This is a genomic window from Kribbella sp. NBC_00889, assembly GCF_045207705.1.
GTDB lineage: Bacteria > Actinomycetota > Actinomycetes > Propionibacteriales > Kribbellaceae > Kribbella.
Map to the genome: position 1 here is coordinate 4,539,445 of NZ_CP108783.1, position 15,727 is coordinate 4,555,171.

Here is a 15,727-nt window from a genome sequence, read left to right on the forward strand (position 1 = left end):
AGCGGAGACGCATCAGATCAGTTCGACTGAAGGAAGCGTTCCAGGGCGTGCGCGCGGTCGGTGAGAGATGGGTAGCTCGACATCAACTGCCGCCGTCGGCTGCCGTCGCGCCCCAGCATCTGCTGGTGCTGGAACTGCCAGCCATAGAGAACCTGGATGAGCGTCGCACCGTATCCGAGCTCGGCAGCGCGGCGATCGGCGCGGATGACGTCGCGTCGGCTGAGCCAGGCAAGGATCGGCGGCGCGACGAAGGGCGTGAGGAACAGCAGCGGCAGCAGCAAGCTGTCATCGAGCAGCAGGACGGCGAAGAGAACTCCGGAGTACGCCAGCAACACGAAGGCAACGACCACACATCCGACGGCGGGAACCGCCAGCATCAACCGGCCGAGTGCCCGTACTCCGATCAGTGCGCACCGCGCCGGAATCGAGTACCAGAAGCTGAGCAGGCTCAACCAGTCCCGTCCGCCCAGGTGATGACCGAGTTCATGAGCCAGCGCCGCTTCGAGGTGCGCCGGAGGCAGTGTGTAGAGCGCCCAGCGGCTCACACCAACAACGTGTCCCGGCGTCGGTGTTGCGTTGACCTCTTCGGAATCCTGAATCCACAGCGTGTACCTGTCCTGCGGCACACCGGCTCGTTCGATGACCTGTCGCCAGGCCATCTGCAGTCGCTGCTCCTCCACGAGAGTCGGCTGCCGAAGTCGGAACAAGTAGCGAGCAAGCATGTCTTCGACAGGCCGAACGAAGACAACCGCTCCGGACAGCATCCAGGCAACAACAATGATCCATCCCCAGCCGAAGCCGAGCAGCCCAACGATCCACGAGACGATGGCGAAGCTCCAGAAGTACCAAGGCAACGCCGACAGCAGGAGAGTCGCGGTGGAAACGTCGACCCGGGCGCGTGGGGAACCGGCATCGGCACCGGTTCCAGCCGCGTCCGGAGGCAGTTGGATCCACTGTGAATTCGGGGGCACGGCTGGTGGACCGCCGGGCCCCGGCGGCTGCCTGGGCTCGAGTTGGCCGGGCTCCCAGGCGCTGTCCTCAGGTGGGTCACCGGGGCCGGTCATCCGAGATTCTCCTTCTGCATGGGTGAGGCGTGAGGTCCGGGTCAGAACACGGACACGTGAACGTGGTCGAAGTGGCCGCCGGTGGCGTCGGTGGGGTTGTAGACGCCGCCGCCGTTGTACGGGATCCACGTTCCGCGGCGGGCTGACCAGATCTTGCCGTACCAGATCACATAGTGCACCCCAGTCTGCGCCGCGGTCTTGACCGCCCAGTTGGCGATCTGGTCGCCGCGGACTCGAGCCGGGGCGGACTTCCTGGCGTCGGCCCCGACCATGACGTCGCAGGCTTTCCCCCGCGGATGGTCGCTGGTCGGGTTCCAGACGTGGGCGTCCCAGCAACTCATACTGAGAGTTCCAAGGTTCTTGCGGGCCTCGGCGGTCCAGGCCGCCGTCCGCGGTGTGACCAGGCCGCCGGTGCCACTCGGGTCGGTGACACTTGCCTTCTGCTCGGGCCAGACCCCGTTGATCGGTCCGTTCTCGACCAGACCGCCACTTTGCCCACCGCAGTCGTCATCGTCCAGCACGCCTTCATTCGCCGAACCCGGAGGAGGTGCGCCTGATCGACCGGCATACGGATTCCCCGCACGGGTCAGGTCGATGCCCGCCTCCGACGCGATCTGTCGCGCCTCCTGCTCCCGCAGCGCATAGCGGTCGGGGAACGCCGAGACCTGAACAGCTTGAGCGACGTCGCCAAGAGGCATCGTCGGCCAGCCGTTGATGTCGACCAAGCCAGGAGGGTTCGGAGCTGCGGACCCGCCGAAGAAGGCGTCGGCTGCATAGTGCGGATCCATGATCTCTGCGACTGTTCCCCATCCGGCTGCCGGACGCTGCTGGAACAGCCCAACGGAGTCTGCGTCGCCGTACGACAAGTTCTGCAGGTTCGATTCGACCAGAGCCGTCATCAACGCGATCAGAGTCGCCTTACCGGGCAGACCACGCTCGATCGCGGCCTGGTCGATCAGCTTGGCGAAGTCTTGCTGGGATTTGCGAATCCAGCCTGCTGGAACGCGGCCGCCGGCTTGTCCCGGTGGCAGCGGGAGGCACGCCGCCTGCGGCTGAGTCGTTCCGCCGAAAGGCGCGACCATCAACAGACTCACGATCCCGACGACCGCGAGCGCAACCGCGCCCTTGACGTACACACTTTTGCTCGCGACTGCCAGGAAACCCCGACCGACATCACGTTCGTCGAACATCGCGATCCCCCACCGTCATGGCCCCGTACCGCCAGACACGTCACTGATGACCCACTGGCCGTTCTGGTTCGCGAGCGTGACGAGCAGGGGTACGTCGATGCGCTGAGCATGCTTGCCCGTGACATTGATCGTGACCTTCACGAAGCGCGTGATGCGATCCGGTGTGTCGACCGGCGCCTCCGCGTTGGCCGCCGGCGCACTCACCGGAGCAGAGACGACCGTCGACTTTCCACCGTCCGCCTTCAGGGCGTCGTAGGTGGGATCGCCCGCCGACGTGAAGCTCGCGGCCACTTCCTCGGTCATGTACTTCGAGGCCTTGCCGACCAGCGCGGCATAGTCCTCGGTGCTCGGGTCGCGGGTGTAGAACACCCGAGCCCAGGCGCCAACTACACCGGTGGCCAAGGCTGTCGCATTCGCAGATGGGCGCCGGGTCTCAGGTGGCGGGGTCGTCAGGGCCGATGTCGTCGCGGTCGGTGCAGCTTGGCTCGACTGATTGTTGGACGGAGCCGTCGGCAGGACGACCGTGCTTCCCGGTGTCAGGAGCCCAACCGGAGATCCTCCATCCGTGTCCTTGTCGCCGAAGAGGCGCGGCAGACCACCGCCCAGACCGAGAATCACGATGGCCAGGATGACGACCAGGACGACGATGACCGCCGGGCTGGTTGGCTCGGCCTGTCGTTGGCTGCGCAGCCACGCCATACGCTGCGCATGATCGTCGCGCCGCCAGCTCTTCTTCGCACGACGACGCTCGCGACCGCTGAGCTCGTCCATCTCCTCCGGATAGTCGTAATCCGTGCTCATCAGCGAGCGCCAGCCGTCGGGCGCATCCGGCCGCCGATCTGACGGGTGCCCGCCGTCAATGTCATCCGGCGGACTCGGGTCCGGGGCATTGTGACGTGGCCGGCCGCTACCTTCGCGGCGGGCGTGAGGCGATCGTGATCTCCGAGCCATCAAGCATCACCTGCGCGGCACGTGCATTGTCACGCCGTCCTTCGTGACAGTGGAGTACTCCCGGAATCTCCGCTGTTGAGAGGTCGGTGGTTTGCGCCGCGATCGCTGCCCCTTGGGTGGTCCCTCCCGCAGACTCGCAGAATGCGTGTGGACACGGGGCTGCTGATGCCTGAGCTCGTTCGCAGGCATCGCTGTCTGCCGAGAATGCCGCCCCTTCGGCGCGTCCGACACCGCGCGCCTCGATGCGCGACTGGTCGATGAACTGCCCGTGGCCGCGACTCCCGCGGCGGTCACCGTGATGGTGCGGCGCTTGTCGGCATCCTTGCCCTGACCGCGGGAGCGGGCGAGATTGAGTGCAGAGGTGCTTCGTGTTGGATGTGCCGCGGCAGCAAGCCGTCCGCCGGCACCGGCCGCGCCCTGTCCACCAGCAGGTCCGGTCGGACCTGCTGCTGCGTCGGTCCGCCGCCGGTCAGAACCTTGAGTCAACTCGTACGGCGAGCCGCTCGCGCCTCCACGCGGCAGAGCATTCAAGGCGGGCGCCTGCCGGTAGACCCGCACCGAGGAAACTTTCTGCGGGCCGGTTGCCCCGGTGTCTCCGTTGCGTTCTCGCCGCTCTGTCATCGCCGGGGCTGCCCCACGGCCGCCCACCGCACCTGCTAGTCGCCTGAACGCCCCGAGGGCACCCTTACGGGCGAGACCGCCGAGGAGGATGCTCCCGGATCCCGGCCGCATCAGCGACGTGAGGTTGTCGAGCAGTCGGCGCAACCTGAACGCGGCGATCAAGACCGCAATGGCCAGTCCGGTGACCGGCAGCCACCCGAGCACACCGGTCAGGCTGAAGATCACGGTGACCAAGGTCAAGGTCGTCCCGAACACCAGCATCGCGAGGAACGACTGGATCACCAGACCTATCAGGGCCTCGAACCAGTTCAAGCCCCACTGCCTGGGCTTGCCGGGAATGATCCACAGGCACGCGAAGAAGACCCCGACGACCAGCAACAGCAAACACCCGATGAACGCCATCAACGCCGTGAATGCCAACGAGATGGTCAGGAATGCGAACAACGTCGCCGCAATCGCGGCGAGCATGACCACCGAAATTCGCCCGAACGGGTTCTCGCCCTTGACCCATTTCACCGTCGCGGCGTCATCGCCGCCTTCGGCCGGCTTGATGACGGAATCGATGTACTTCGAGCGCGCGTCCCCATCCGTGCCCGCGTCGAGCATGCCTTTCCCGTACCGGCCGCAGGCCTCCACCGACCCGAATTCCGCAATGCACCACGGTGTCACGGCAAAACCGCGCCACGTGGCGTCTGCGGACTTTCTCAGCAGGGTGTCTTTCGGAGGCCCGGTGAAGCCGGGCTCGGGCCAAGGTATCGGGCTCTGCATCGTCGGCCCCATCGCGTCGGCAGAGGTCGTCATGATGGTTGCCGCGCCCAGTTGGCGGGCTCCGTCGATTCCGCGCAGCCACATCGCCGGGGCCACCGCGAAACTGACGCTCAGCACGCCGGCGACCAGCACCCAGACCAGCTGGCCCATCGCGCTGCCGCTCGCCCTGCGTTGCGTATAAGCCGCGACGGCACCGAAGGCGAGCGCCGAAGGAAGCAACCAACCGACGAGTTGATTGCTCGAGGCCCCGATCGTCGTCGCGGTGGCGTCGGTCAGCGGCTTGACATCGGTGAACGAGAACAGCCACCAGCCGACCGAGATCGCCGCACGGGTGATGGCGATGATGTACATCATCACCATGTACGCGTAGCCGTTGAAGACCGCCTGCAGAGGGTCGCGGATGCTGGTCTCGAAGTCCAGTCCGTACGTCATCGGACCGTACTGCTCGAACAGCGTCCTCGTGTCGCCGTGCGTCAGGTCAGGCGTCGGGAGCAGGTCACCGAATCCTGCGGGGTTAGTGGGGCCCGGCTTGGGATCAGCTGCCAGCGCGACCTGGCTGGTGACGATCAGTGAGATGGCGAGGACGGTTAGCGCCGTGCGGGCTCGGCGCTGCCATCTCATGCGACGTGCTCCTTGTTGCCGGAGGGGGATCGCTGGGGGTCGTTGTCGGAGGTGCCGTTGGGGGCGGGTTGGTACATGGCCTCGTTGTAGGCGGCTTCGTCTGCCTCTTGGTCGTAGACCTCGTCGGGGCCGATGGGGGATTCGTAGCGAGTGGGGTGGTGGTGGTCGTGGCCGTTGGAGGTGGGCGGGTGGCCGTTTTGCTGGGCTACTGGCTGGGGGGCGGTGGATGGGTCGGCTGAGGTGGGTTGGGGCTCGGCTGGCGCCATCGGGAGGATTGGGTGGCCGGCTGAGTTGGGCTCGGTTGATGCCGACGTGGGGGCAGCCTCTGCTGCGGGCGCCGCATCGGCCGAGCCGTTTTGGGCGTACTCGGGGCCGGCGGAGCCGTTTTGTGCGTACTCAGGGCCGGCGGAGCCGTTTTGTGCGTACTCAGGGCCGGCGGAGCCGTTTTGTGCGTATGCGGAGTCGACTGAGCCGTTTGGTGCGTGCTCAGGGCCGGCGGGGCCGTTTTGTGTGTACTCAGGGGCGGCCGAGCCGTTTTGTGTGTACTCAGGGGCGGCCGAGCCGTTTGGTGCGTGCCCGGGGGGCGTTGCAGGGTGGGCTGAGCCGTTGTGGGTGTGGGCCGCGGGTGTGTAGGCCGGGTCCGGTGAGCCGTTGGGAGAGTAGGCCGGGGCCGGCTGTTGGGCCGGGCGCGGCTCGGTGGGGGCAGCCGGCTCGTCGGCGAGGTGGGTGTGGGCGTCGGCTTGGGCTGTCGCGGTGGCGGCTGGTTCGAAGGTCTCTTCTTCGTCTTCGGCGAAGGGGTCTTCGGGCTCGTACGCCACGATGACGGGCTGGGCCGGCTGGACGTCGTGTTCGGACTCGGGGGTGGTGCGGAGGAGGGCGGCCACGCGTTCGCTGGGGATGTCGATCTGGACGGTGGCTACCTCGTCCCAGCGGTCGCGCATGATGCAGTGGCCGTGGCGGATGCTCTTGCCGTTGGCGGCGGTGTTGATGCCGCGGACGAGCGTCTGGTACGGCGGTGTCTGCGGGCGACCGAGTAGCTCGAGTAGCGAGTCGACCTGCTCGCGGGAACGCAGGCTGAAGGCGAACAGCGTGGTGATCTGCTCGACCAGACCCGGGAGCTTCAGGATCGACGCGGGGTCCTGGGTGTCCAGCACCAGGGACGCGCCGAGCGCACGGCCGACACGGGCGATGTAGTCCAGGAACGACGCGCCGTCAGGGGTCTTCGTCAGCAGGTGGACCTCAGGCACGATGACGACCTTGGACCGGCCACGGAACTCGCGACGGCCGGTCGTCCGGACCATCCACGCCAGGCAGCCGCGCAGACACGCCATACCGACACGTTCGATCGGGGACCAGGATTCCGGCGCCGACTCGGGTGAGGGCAGCGTGAGGCCGGGCATCTGAACGACCCAGAGACCAGGGTTCGTCGTCAGCGAGGACAGACCGGACGGCGGACCGGCGACGACCGAACCAAGGCCGGTCTCCACCAAGTCACGCAACGCAAAGCCAACGGTCCGGGTCGTCTCCGAGTCGGAGTTGCACAGGCGCTGGATGACACCCCATGACGAGGGATCGGGCGACTGGATCTCCGCACGGGTCGCAGCAACGACCGGAGCCTCGGCCGCACCACGCAGATGCGGCGGCAGCAACAACATCAGCTGAGACGGAGCCTGCAGCAATGCGTCGTCGACGGGCAGCACGCGCAGCAGGTCCGCAGCACCGGAGAACTGTGCCGTGATCTCGATGACAGCCGTCGGTACGCCGTACTCCGCGGCGACTGCGGACACGCCGGCCGCGTCGCCCTTCAGGTCGAGCAGTGGCACCCAGGCACCGGCGAAGGCTGAGTCGAGACCACCCATCATGGCGGCGGTGGTCTTGCCTCGACCGGACCGGCCCAGGAACAGCGTCGTCGTCGCGTCACCGAGAGCAGAACCCGCGGCCGCGTCGAAACGCACCAGACCGGGCGTCGACCCGGTCAGATAGCCGATGGCAGGACCAGTGGCGTCACCGATCGACGCACCGCCCCAGAACCAGGAGCCGAAGAAGGCGGTCGATTCACGCACATGTCCGAGGTCGGGGACGCGCAACTGGTCGCCTGGCAAGGATTCCAGCCACAGGTCGCGCTGCTCGTCCGCGCCCGGGGCCACGGTGATACCGCGGTCGGCGTAGTGCGCGATGACGGCGTCGACGTACGCCTCGAGGTCCTCGCGGGTGTCCGCGCTGACCAGCAGGCGAGGGTGGTCCTCGACCAGGGTCAGGCCACTGCGGTTGATGTCTCGCTTCACCTCCCGCATGATGCGTTCGGTCTCGACGATCTCGTCCGCGGTCTCCTCCGCAGTGCCCTTCGCGGCGGACCGGCGCTGTTCCTTGGCGCTCTTGCGCGTCTCGTCGACCAGGCTCCGCGCGGTCTTCTTGGTCAGCACCCGGAACCGGACGGACGCCTCGACGGTGACGTCGATCTCGTCGCCGTCGTCGTCGATCGCCTTGATCTCGGACAGCGTGCGCAGCCACTCCCCCGCACCCGGCGTCTCGAGCTCTTCGGGGAAGTCCGTCATCGCCAGCACGGTCGTGTACGCCGCGATCTGGCCGCGGGTGTCGTAGATGCGCAGGTGATCGGTGTACGGCACGACTCGGCCGGAGGTGAGCCGGGCAAGCGCGGCACCGGTGATCAGACCGCGGCGGGGCGCGGCGACGGCTCCGCGGTGCATCTCGCGGCTGACCAGCCAGGAGATCACCTCGGCCGGCGCGGTGTGCGCCCGCCAGACGGTGGAACCGAGCTGCCGGGCGAGCTTGCGGACCCGATCGTCCAGGTGCGCGAGCTCACGGGCGCTGACCCGCCACGACGTCGTACCGAGGGCGTCGCTGATCGAACCGCGCACCTGAGCGGTTGCCCGCGGGTCGCGGTCGCTGAGGTGGACGCCGAGAGCGACGTACCGCTCAGGCATCCGCATCTCGTCGATGCGGTCGGCGCGCGTCTGCGCCCAGGCCTCGTGGTCGCCGAGCCGGTAGTGGCCGGCCATGGAGTCGATGTAGTCCTGGCCCGTGGAGCGGCCCCAGACCACCTTCAGGTGGCTGAGCCGGTCACCCAGGATGGTTGCGGCGGCGCTGACCGCAGCGTCCAAGGCGGCGTCCTGCTCTGCCTCGGTGGCCAGGTCGGTGTTCGCCACCGAGATCAGGAACCACGCCTCCGCACTGCGCTCGGTCACCAGTAGACCGTCGGCGATGGCCACCAGGCGAGGCGGCGGTAGACCACGCTCGCGGCCGACGCCGACCAGGTTCAGGAGTTTGTCAGCGATCTTCATCGTTGGGCCTTCCCTGACGAGTTCCTGCGACTGACCCGTTGCACGTGGTCCGCCCCGAGCAATCGGGCACGCTGGTTCACAGTGATGTCCGCACCCGCGCGGACCATCGGGTCCAGCTCCACCACGACCTCGCGGTCCCACTCCGGCGTCACTCTGGCCTTCGCCAGGTTGGCCACCTTCTGGGTCGCGACGCGCTCACGCCATGGCAAGTACTCCGTCTTGTCGGCGGCCCGGGCGCCGAGACCGATGATCGGGCGGTGGGCGCGCAACGCGTAGCGGACGGCCAGCGCCCACTCGGTCACGCGGCGGCGGCGTTCGTGGAACTTACCGGGGCGCCAGCCGAAGGCGGTGATCACGAACGGCGGAACGACGTACAGGCTGACGGTGGGCTTCTTCGGCACCCCGATGAACGGGATGAGCAGTGCGACCCAGAGAACGATGATGACCGCTCCGAAGATGATCATTCGTCGCCGGGCGCCTTCTCCCAGGTCGATACCGAGCAGGTCGTACTGCCGGGTCTCGATCTCGAAGTGGTGGGTCAGGGTACGGCCGACGCGCATTCAGCTACCTCCGGACAGCAATCCCCAAAAGCCCTTCAGCACATTGATGGTCTGGTTGTTGGCGTAGATCAGCCCGCCGACCAGGACCCCGGCCGCAATGTGCCCGAACAGCTCGCCCCACTCGCGCTTGAAGTAGTGCCCGATGGCCCGCAGCACGAGGATGGCGATGAAGATGTTCCCCGCGATGACCAGCACCCAGTCCTTGAAGTCCGCACCCGTGGGGACATTGGGATCGGCCAGGGGCGCGGCGAGCTGCACCACGCTCGCGGCCAGTTCGTGAGTCGTCATTGCGGTGTCTCCCTTGTTGCCTTGGTGATCCGATGGCCTGTCGCTGGATTCATCCGACGGCAGCCACTTGCCATCGTTGTGCTCCGTCCGTGGCGACAGTACGCCTCAACGTGAGCGTGTACGTCTGGTCGAGGGTGGTGTCACCCGCCCCGTCCCAGGTGACGGCAGCGGTCGCCCGCCGCTCGTCGTCGTTGCCGGTATAGACCTGCCAATCCTTCAGCTCACCGAACTTCACTGCGCCGTTCAGGCTACGGATGGTGGAGCCTGGCGCGGTCACCGCCGACACCTTGTTGTCCGACTCCGCGTACGCGCCGAAGAAGGCCTCGGCATCCTTCAGCGTGGCCGCGGTCAGGTCGTCGTCCGGAGCGCTGGCCTCGGGCATGTTGTCCGGCAGCGGCACGCGCACATCCGGCACGAACGTCGGCGGCCCACTGGCCACCACTCGCGATGTGGTCCGGGCAACCGGAACGGACAGCCGCTCCCACGTGGCCGCCCCCGCGGTCCACACCTTCCCCTTCTTCACATACGGACGAACTTCCACTCGTACGTCGACCACTGCGGTAACGCCACCGGAGTCGACCGTGACCTCGCCCGGGTACGCACGGTCCGCGGTCTGCTTGCCGCGGCCGTTCCAGCCGGCGCGACTGTCCAGACCGGCGGCCAGGTCGAGCCCGATCTGGGCCGGCCGGGCATCCGGTTCCTCCTCGTCCCAGTTCAGGTATGACACGGCGTAGCGAGTCGCGACCGCGCGGGCCTCGTCGGACGGGAAGTTGCTCTGCCCGCTGACCACCGTCTCGGGCGCCCGGTTCGGACTGATCCACGAACGAACGCCACTGATGGCAGCCAGCAGCAGTACGACGACCACCAGGCCGCGGAAGAACCGGCGGGCCCACGTGGAGAACGACGACTCGGACTCGGTCGACCATGGCGCCTGGCCGGGCTCGTACACCTCACGGCCCGGGACCGGTGGGGTATGCGCACCATGAGACGATCGCTGTTTCAAACGTTCGGGTGGGCGCTGTCCCGATTGCGAAGGCTCAGACGGACGAGAGGAGGGACGACGCGGTGGTGCCATCACGCCGCCGGCCGGCGGCGGAGCCTGCTGCGGAGTCGAGTATTGCGCCGCTACGCCCTGTGCCTGGCGAGGGGTGGGTGACACCGGACCATCCGGGTGGTCCCACCACTCCGGTGCGGTGTTCTGCGGCCGTCCCTTGCCCGGCTTCTTCGTACGCCGCTGGTCCGACCAATGCTCACCTCTTGGCGGCAGATTCAGCAACGTTCGCCACCAACTCATCGCTACCCGCCCCTCAGACAGCAGTTACGCGGACAGTAGCCGGGAGAATACGGCAAGCGACTGTCGTCCGGGAGACCTGAGACCAGGATCCGGATGCTCCATCGCTCCCCGCAGTCATACTGTTACCCAACTCGCGGGCAGTGTCACACTCATCGGAAAAGAGTGACACCTTCGGCACCGTCGTCATAGCTCCTCTCTCATGCCCGTTCCGGTCGATCGGGCAGCGCACACCATGCCACACGCCGCGGACAGGTTCGAAGATCCGTGCGAACAACATGGTAAAGAACAGGACAAGTGATCACAGATAGTAACTGATCAGTGGGTCCAGCCTGTGGAAAACTCTCCCGTGGCGAGGGGTCAAAACGGCATACTCCGGGCATAGGGTCCGATGTATCCCTGCTACCCCTGGAGGACCAGGATGGAAACACGCCGACTGGGCAGACTCGGGCACGAGAGCTCGGTGCTCATCTACGGCGCGGCCTCGCTCGGCGGGGTCGACCAGGATCGGGCCGACGCCTCGATCCAGGAGGCCCTGGACGCCGGCCTCAACCACTTCGACGTCGCCGCGGACTACGGCGACGCCGAGCTGCGGCTCGGCCCGCGGATGCCGGAGATCCGCGACCGCATCTTCCTCGCCACCAAGACCGGCCGCCGGACCTTCGAGGAGGCCTGGAGCGAGATCAACCGGTCGCTGGAGCGACTGCAGACCGACCATGTCGATCTGATCCAGATGCACGCCGTCTGCGATCTGGAGAACCTCGATCTCGTCACCGGCAAGGGTGGCTCGCTGGAGGCTGCGATCCGCGCCAAGGACGAGGGCATGGTCCGGGCCATCGGCATCACCGGCCACACCGCCCAGGCGCCGTCGGTGCACACCGAGGGCCTGCGCCGGTTCGACTTCGACAGCGTTCTCACACCTCTCAACTATCGCCTCTCGACGGACCCGCAGTACGCGGCCGACTATGCGGCGCTGGTGGAGGCGATCAAGGCCTCCGACGCGGCGCTGATGACGATCAAGATGATTGCCCGGCGCAACTGGCGTGAGGGCGAGGAGAAGTCGTACGACACCTGGTACCGGCCGTTCGACGAGCAGCGCTACATCACGGCTGCGACCGCCTGGCTGCTGAACGGCCACCCGGAGATCACCGGCCTGGCCACGGCCGGCGAGACCCGGCTGCTGCAGCAGATGGTCGTCGCTGAGCGGGAGCGGGCCGACCTCACACCGGAGGCCGCCGCGTCGATCCTGGACGAGGTCAAGGACTACGCGTCACCCTTCGTGGACATTCCGATCTGATTCGGCGTGTCCCAGGTCACAGTCCGGCATCCGCATAGCGGGCAATCCGTACGGCGTACGAGGTCACTCATCTGGTATGCCGTACTGCCCGGGAACACTGCGAGGCGGGGCGGTGTTGAAGGACTCGTAGTCGTCTAATTTCGGAGGTCGTAGTGGCAACGGTCGAGCTGACCCAGGACAACTTCAACGAGGTGGTCGGTAGCGACGGCCTGATCCTGGTTGATTTCTGGGCAGAGTGGTGTGGCCCGTGCAAGATGTTCGGTCCCGTGTTCGAGAAGTCGTCCGAGCAGCACACGGACGTCACGTTCGGCAAGGTCGACACGGAAGCGCAGGTCGAGCTGGCTCAAGCGTTCGACATCAGGTCGATCCCGACCCTGATGGCCGTGCGCGACGGCGTCGTCCTGTACTCCCAGCCCGGCGCGCTTCCGGCCGCCAACCTGGAAGACCTGATCGGCCAGCTGCGTGCGGTCGACATGGAAGAGGTCCGGGCCCAGATCGCTGCCCACGAGGCGGAGCACGGCACGGAACCGCACACGCACTGATTCAAACAGTTCAAAGAATCCGGGAGCTCGCTCAGAGCTTCCGGATTCTTTCTGCCAGCTCGCGCCGTCCCGGCCCGTACTGGATCTGCTGGTTGGAGTCGATCGCGTCCTTCAGCTTGGCGCGCTCTGCGGCCGAGAAATGGCCCCAACCGCCCAGCACCAGCTTCAGCGCGTGGTAGTGCTCGTTCCCGGTCAGCGGTCGTTTGAGGGCCTCGACCAGTACCTCGCTGTCGATCAGTGACAGATCGCCTTCCATGAGCCCGAGGGCCAGCACGCGGACGATCGGCGAGCCCAGCGTGAACATGTCCTTCACCTCGCCCCGGTCGAATTTCTCGACCGCGGACGCGTTCGACACCCGCTGCACGATCCGGTCGAGCATCGCGCCCCGGACCTCGGTCAGTTCAGCGCCACGCATCTCGGTGTAGATCGTCGCGTAGGCGTCGAGCTCGTGCTCCATTCCGAGTCGTCGCAGCATCTCCGCACTCTTGCGCGCGTTGTCGGCGATCTGCTCGATCAGCTGGATCTCGAAGTGGCCCGCCTTCATCGAGCGGATGCGATCAACGACCGCCGGCATGATCGCGAGCACGACCCCACCCGCGAGCACGATCAGCAACTCGGCTTCGCCTACGCCGACGAAGAGTCCGACGATCGCGGCGACACACAACGCACCACCTGCCGAGAGCCAGAGGATCCGGGCCACGACCGCCAGCCGCCTCAGGGTCGAGTCGGTCGAAGACTGCGTAAACGACTGCCTCCGGGGATCTGCACCACCCCTGGGGCCGGGCCCCGGGTTCGGCGCTGCATGCTGAGGGGTGGTGGGTTGGTTGAGTTCGAACGTGTGGAGGTCGCTGCCGCCTCCGGGTGGGACAGGCTCCTGGGTGTACTGCCACGAGCCGCTCGTCGAACCGCGGTCCGGACTTGCAGGGCGATCGTCGGACATCCGGGCTGCCTCTCACCTCGTCGTGCGTTCAGCCGATGGTGCTCCGTGGGCGGCCGTTCGGCAACCATCTGGAGGCAGGTTGCTGCAACGGCCGGTCGGGGGTCCGCTCGGCCGCGAGAATCCAGCCATGCGTGGTTTGGCGGTTGCTCTCGGTGCGCTCGCGGCGGTGGCCCTGGTGCTGGGCTACTGGTGGGGGCCGAGACTTCTGATCGGTGGCATCGGAGCGATCGGCCTCGGCGCACTCCTGGGCTCCGGAGTACGCAGCCGAGTCCACTAGCCGCGGGGCTCAGAAGTCGCGGGAGCTGAGGACGCAGAACTCGTTGCCTTCAGGATCGGCGAGGACTGTCCAGCTGGGCTCATCGGGCTGGCCGACGTCGACGCGACTGGCGCCAAGGGCTTCCAGGCGGGCGATCTCGGCGTCGCGGTCCTGGCTCGTGTGAGGCGCGAGGTCGAGGTGCAGGCGATTCTTCACCGTCTTGCCCTCCGGCACGGGGACGAACACCATGCCCGGCCCGATCCGCTCCCACGGGGTGTTGCTCATGGCGTCCTCGTCCACCCAGCCGGGGATGTTCACGCACTCGGTGTCGGTCTCGTAGATCGTCTTCCAGGCGAGCGCCTCCGCCCACCAGGCGGCCTGCTTGCGTACGTCGTGACAATCGACCACCACCGTGTACCACCGCAGCACCATGAGAGGCCCTCCTCGTCGTCGAGGAGAACACCTTGACACGCAGGACCGACAGAAAACGAAGAGCGGGCCCTGGGCAGGGGAATCTCAGCCAGGGCCCGCTCTTGGGGCTGACCGGGGCCGGCGGAGGTGACCGGCAGTGGAGCTCGTGGACGGGGTGGTCTGCCGTCCGGGAGGGTCACCTGGCGCCCGAGGTGTCGGTCAGCCGGGGCGGGCGATGCCGAGAACCGGTGATCGCCCTCTCGCGACGTCGCTCCTCAGCGGAGCGGGTTGAACGGACGCAGTTCGTCCGGGGTGCGGCCGGTGGTGATGGTCTCGGCCAGCAGCTGACCGGTGATCGGACCGAGCGTGATGCCCCACATGCCGTGTCCGCCGGCGGCGAAGACGCGCGGTGACGCGGTCGCACCGATCAGCGGCAGGCCATCCGGCGTGCAGGGGCGCGGGCCGACCCACTCGAAGGTGCGGGCATCCAGGTCGGCGTCGCGCAGCAGCGGACGGGCCGCCTCGACGATGGCGTCGATCCGGCGCGGGTCGAGCTTCGCCTCCGGCTTGCGGAACTCCATCATCCCGGCCACGCGCAGCCGGTCGCCCAGCGGCGTACAGGCGATGCGCTGCGCCGGGAAGTACATCGGGCCGGCCGGCACGTGGGCGATCGGCACGCTGAAGCTGTAGCCACGCCCCGCCTGCACGACGGTGCGTACGCCGAAGTCCCGGGCCAGGTCGTTCAGCCACGCGCCGGTCGCCATCACCACGGCGTCGAACGGGTCGGTCTCGCCGTCGCCGGTGATGAGCCGTACGCCGCGGATCTCGTCCACGATGTCCTTCACCACGACGCCGCTGATGATCTGGCCGCCGCGCGCGGTCACCGAGTCGGCCAGTAGCTGGACGTACTCGCCCGGGTTGATGAAGCGCTGCCCGTGCAGCCGGATCGCGGCGCCGATCTCGTCGGACAGCGACGGCTCGATCTCGCGGGCGTCGTCACCGGTGATCGCCTCGAACTCGATGCCCTGACCGGCGGAGTGGATCTGCTCGATCTCCTCGAGCAGCACGCTGCGCTCGGCCTCGGTCCGGTATGCGGCCAGGAACGACTTGGCCTCGTACGTCTCCGCCTCGACGCCGGCCTTGCCGAGCAGGTCGAAGGCGTTCAGGGCCTGCCGATTGATCGGGACCAGCGACTCCATCGCGGTCTTCCAGCGTCCGGCGGTGCTGTTGCGAGCGAAGCGGGTGAGGAAACTGAGGAGCCGCGGGCTCGCCGTCGGCGGTACGTACACCGGTGAGGACGGGCTCAGCACCGCGCGGACGCCGTACTTGAGGACAGCCGGCTCCGGCAACGGGGTGGCCAGGCCGGGCGTGAGCCAGCCGGCGTTGCCCCAGGAGGCACCCGCGGCGACGCCCTCGCGATCGAGCACGGTGACCTCGACGCCGGCTTCCTGGAGGAACCAGGCGGTGGCGAGTCCGACCATGCCCGCGCCGACGACAGCGACGCGATCGGGAACGGTGTGAATGACACCAGCAGCAGAACCAGCAGCGACCATGTATCGATGGTGCGTCGTCAACCCTCCGCTGTCATGGTGCGATCACACCACAGACGGGACAAATGACTGTGC

The 15,727-nt window shown here is 67.3% G+C and carries 14 protein-coding genes; 3 read left to right on the forward strand and 11 right to left on the reverse strand.

The window, feature by feature from the left end:
• Nucleotides 1-17 precede the first annotated feature (17 nt).
• The 8 genes from OG817_RS21860 to OG817_RS21895 all read right to left on the reverse strand — a co-directional run bounded on the left by OG817_RS21860 (nt 18) and on the right by OG817_RS21895 (nt 10,314).
• Nucleotides 18-1,064 carry a M48 family metalloprotease gene (locus OG817_RS21860; protein WP_406057326.1) on the reverse strand — a complete coding sequence of 349 codons (1,047 nt, stop codon included), beginning with the start codon at nt 1,062-1,064 and terminating at the stop codon, nt 18-20.
• Nucleotides 1,065-1,105: 41 nt separating this feature from the next.
• Complete coding sequence (locus OG817_RS21865; protein WP_406057328.1) at nt 1,106-2,254, reverse strand: hypothetical protein; 1,149 nt, start codon at nt 2,252-2,254, stop codon at nt 1,106-1,108.
• 15 nt (nt 2,255-2,269) lie between these two features.
• The gene (locus tag OG817_RS21870) at nt 2,270-3,055 is read right to left on the reverse strand and encodes a hypothetical protein (protein ID WP_406057330.1); all 786 of its coding nucleotides are present in this window, start codon (nt 3,053-3,055) and stop codon (nt 2,270-2,272) included.
• Nucleotides 3,056-3,211: 156 nt separating this feature from the next.
• Entirely contained in the window at nt 3,212-4,948 is a 1,737-nt protein-coding gene (locus tag OG817_RS21875; RefSeq protein ID WP_406057332.1) for a hypothetical protein, read from the reverse strand.
• 263 nt (nt 4,949-5,211) lie between these two features.
• Nucleotides 5,212-8,517 carry an ATP-binding protein gene (locus OG817_RS21880; RefSeq protein WP_406057334.1) on the reverse strand — a complete coding sequence of 1,102 codons (3,306 nt, stop codon included), beginning with the start codon at nt 8,515-8,517 and terminating at the stop codon, nt 5,212-5,214.
• Nucleotides 8,514-9,077 (reverse strand): hypothetical protein, encoded by a 564-nt coding sequence (locus OG817_RS21885; protein ID WP_406057336.1) that lies wholly within the window; start codon nt 9,075-9,077, stop codon nt 8,514-8,516. Before OG817_RS21885 ends, OG817_RS21880 begins: the two co-directional genes overlap by 4 nt.
• On the reverse strand, nt 9,078-9,365 hold the full coding sequence (locus OG817_RS21890) for a hypothetical protein (RefSeq protein WP_131350394.1): 288 nt from the start codon (nt 9,363-9,365) through the stop codon (nt 9,078-9,080).
• 49 nt (nt 9,366-9,414) lie between these two features.
• Nucleotides 9,415-10,314 (reverse strand): conjugal transfer protein, encoded by a 900-nt coding sequence (locus OG817_RS21895; protein ID WP_406057338.1) that lies wholly within the window; start codon nt 10,312-10,314, stop codon nt 9,415-9,417.
• A 763-nt stretch (nt 10,315-11,077) separates the two neighbouring features.
• Between OG817_RS21895 and OG817_RS21900 the strand changes: the two genes are divergently transcribed.
• Entirely contained in the window at nt 11,078-11,953 is an 876-nt protein-coding gene (locus OG817_RS21900) for an aldo/keto reductase (RefSeq protein WP_360453113.1), read from the forward strand.
• A gap of 152 nt (nt 11,954-12,105) precedes the next feature.
• On the forward strand, nt 12,106-12,495 hold the full coding sequence (gene trxA / locus OG817_RS21905) for a thioredoxin (RefSeq protein WP_396397456.1): 390 nt from the start codon (nt 12,106-12,108) through the stop codon (nt 12,493-12,495).
• Between the two features lie 31 nt (nt 12,496-12,526).
• On the opposite strand, the gene OG817_RS21910 is transcribed toward trxA, so the two are convergent.
• Nucleotides 12,527-13,195 carry a hypothetical protein gene (locus OG817_RS21910; protein ID WP_396397457.1) on the reverse strand — a complete coding sequence of 223 codons (669 nt, stop codon included), beginning with the start codon at nt 13,193-13,195 and terminating at the stop codon, nt 12,527-12,529.
• Nucleotides 13,196-13,562: 367 nt separating this feature from the next.
• Here OG817_RS21910 and OG817_RS21915 point away from each other — a divergent pair, with 367 nt between their 5' ends.
• Entirely contained in the window at nt 13,563-13,712 is a 150-nt protein-coding gene (locus OG817_RS21915) for a hypothetical protein (RefSeq protein ID WP_406057342.1), read from the forward strand.
• A 9-nt stretch (nt 13,713-13,721) separates the two neighbouring features.
• On the opposite strand, the gene OG817_RS21920 is transcribed toward OG817_RS21915, so the two are convergent.
• Nucleotides 13,722-14,123 carry a VOC family protein gene (locus OG817_RS21920; RefSeq protein WP_406057344.1) on the reverse strand — a complete coding sequence of 134 codons (402 nt, stop codon included), beginning with the start codon at nt 14,121-14,123 and terminating at the stop codon, nt 13,722-13,724.
• Between the two features lie 254 nt (nt 14,124-14,377).
• Nucleotides 14,378-15,655 carry an NAD(P)/FAD-dependent oxidoreductase gene (locus tag OG817_RS21925; protein ID WP_406057346.1) on the reverse strand — a complete coding sequence of 426 codons (1,278 nt, stop codon included), beginning with the start codon at nt 15,653-15,655 and terminating at the stop codon, nt 14,378-14,380.
• Nucleotides 15,656-15,727 lie beyond the last annotated feature (72 nt).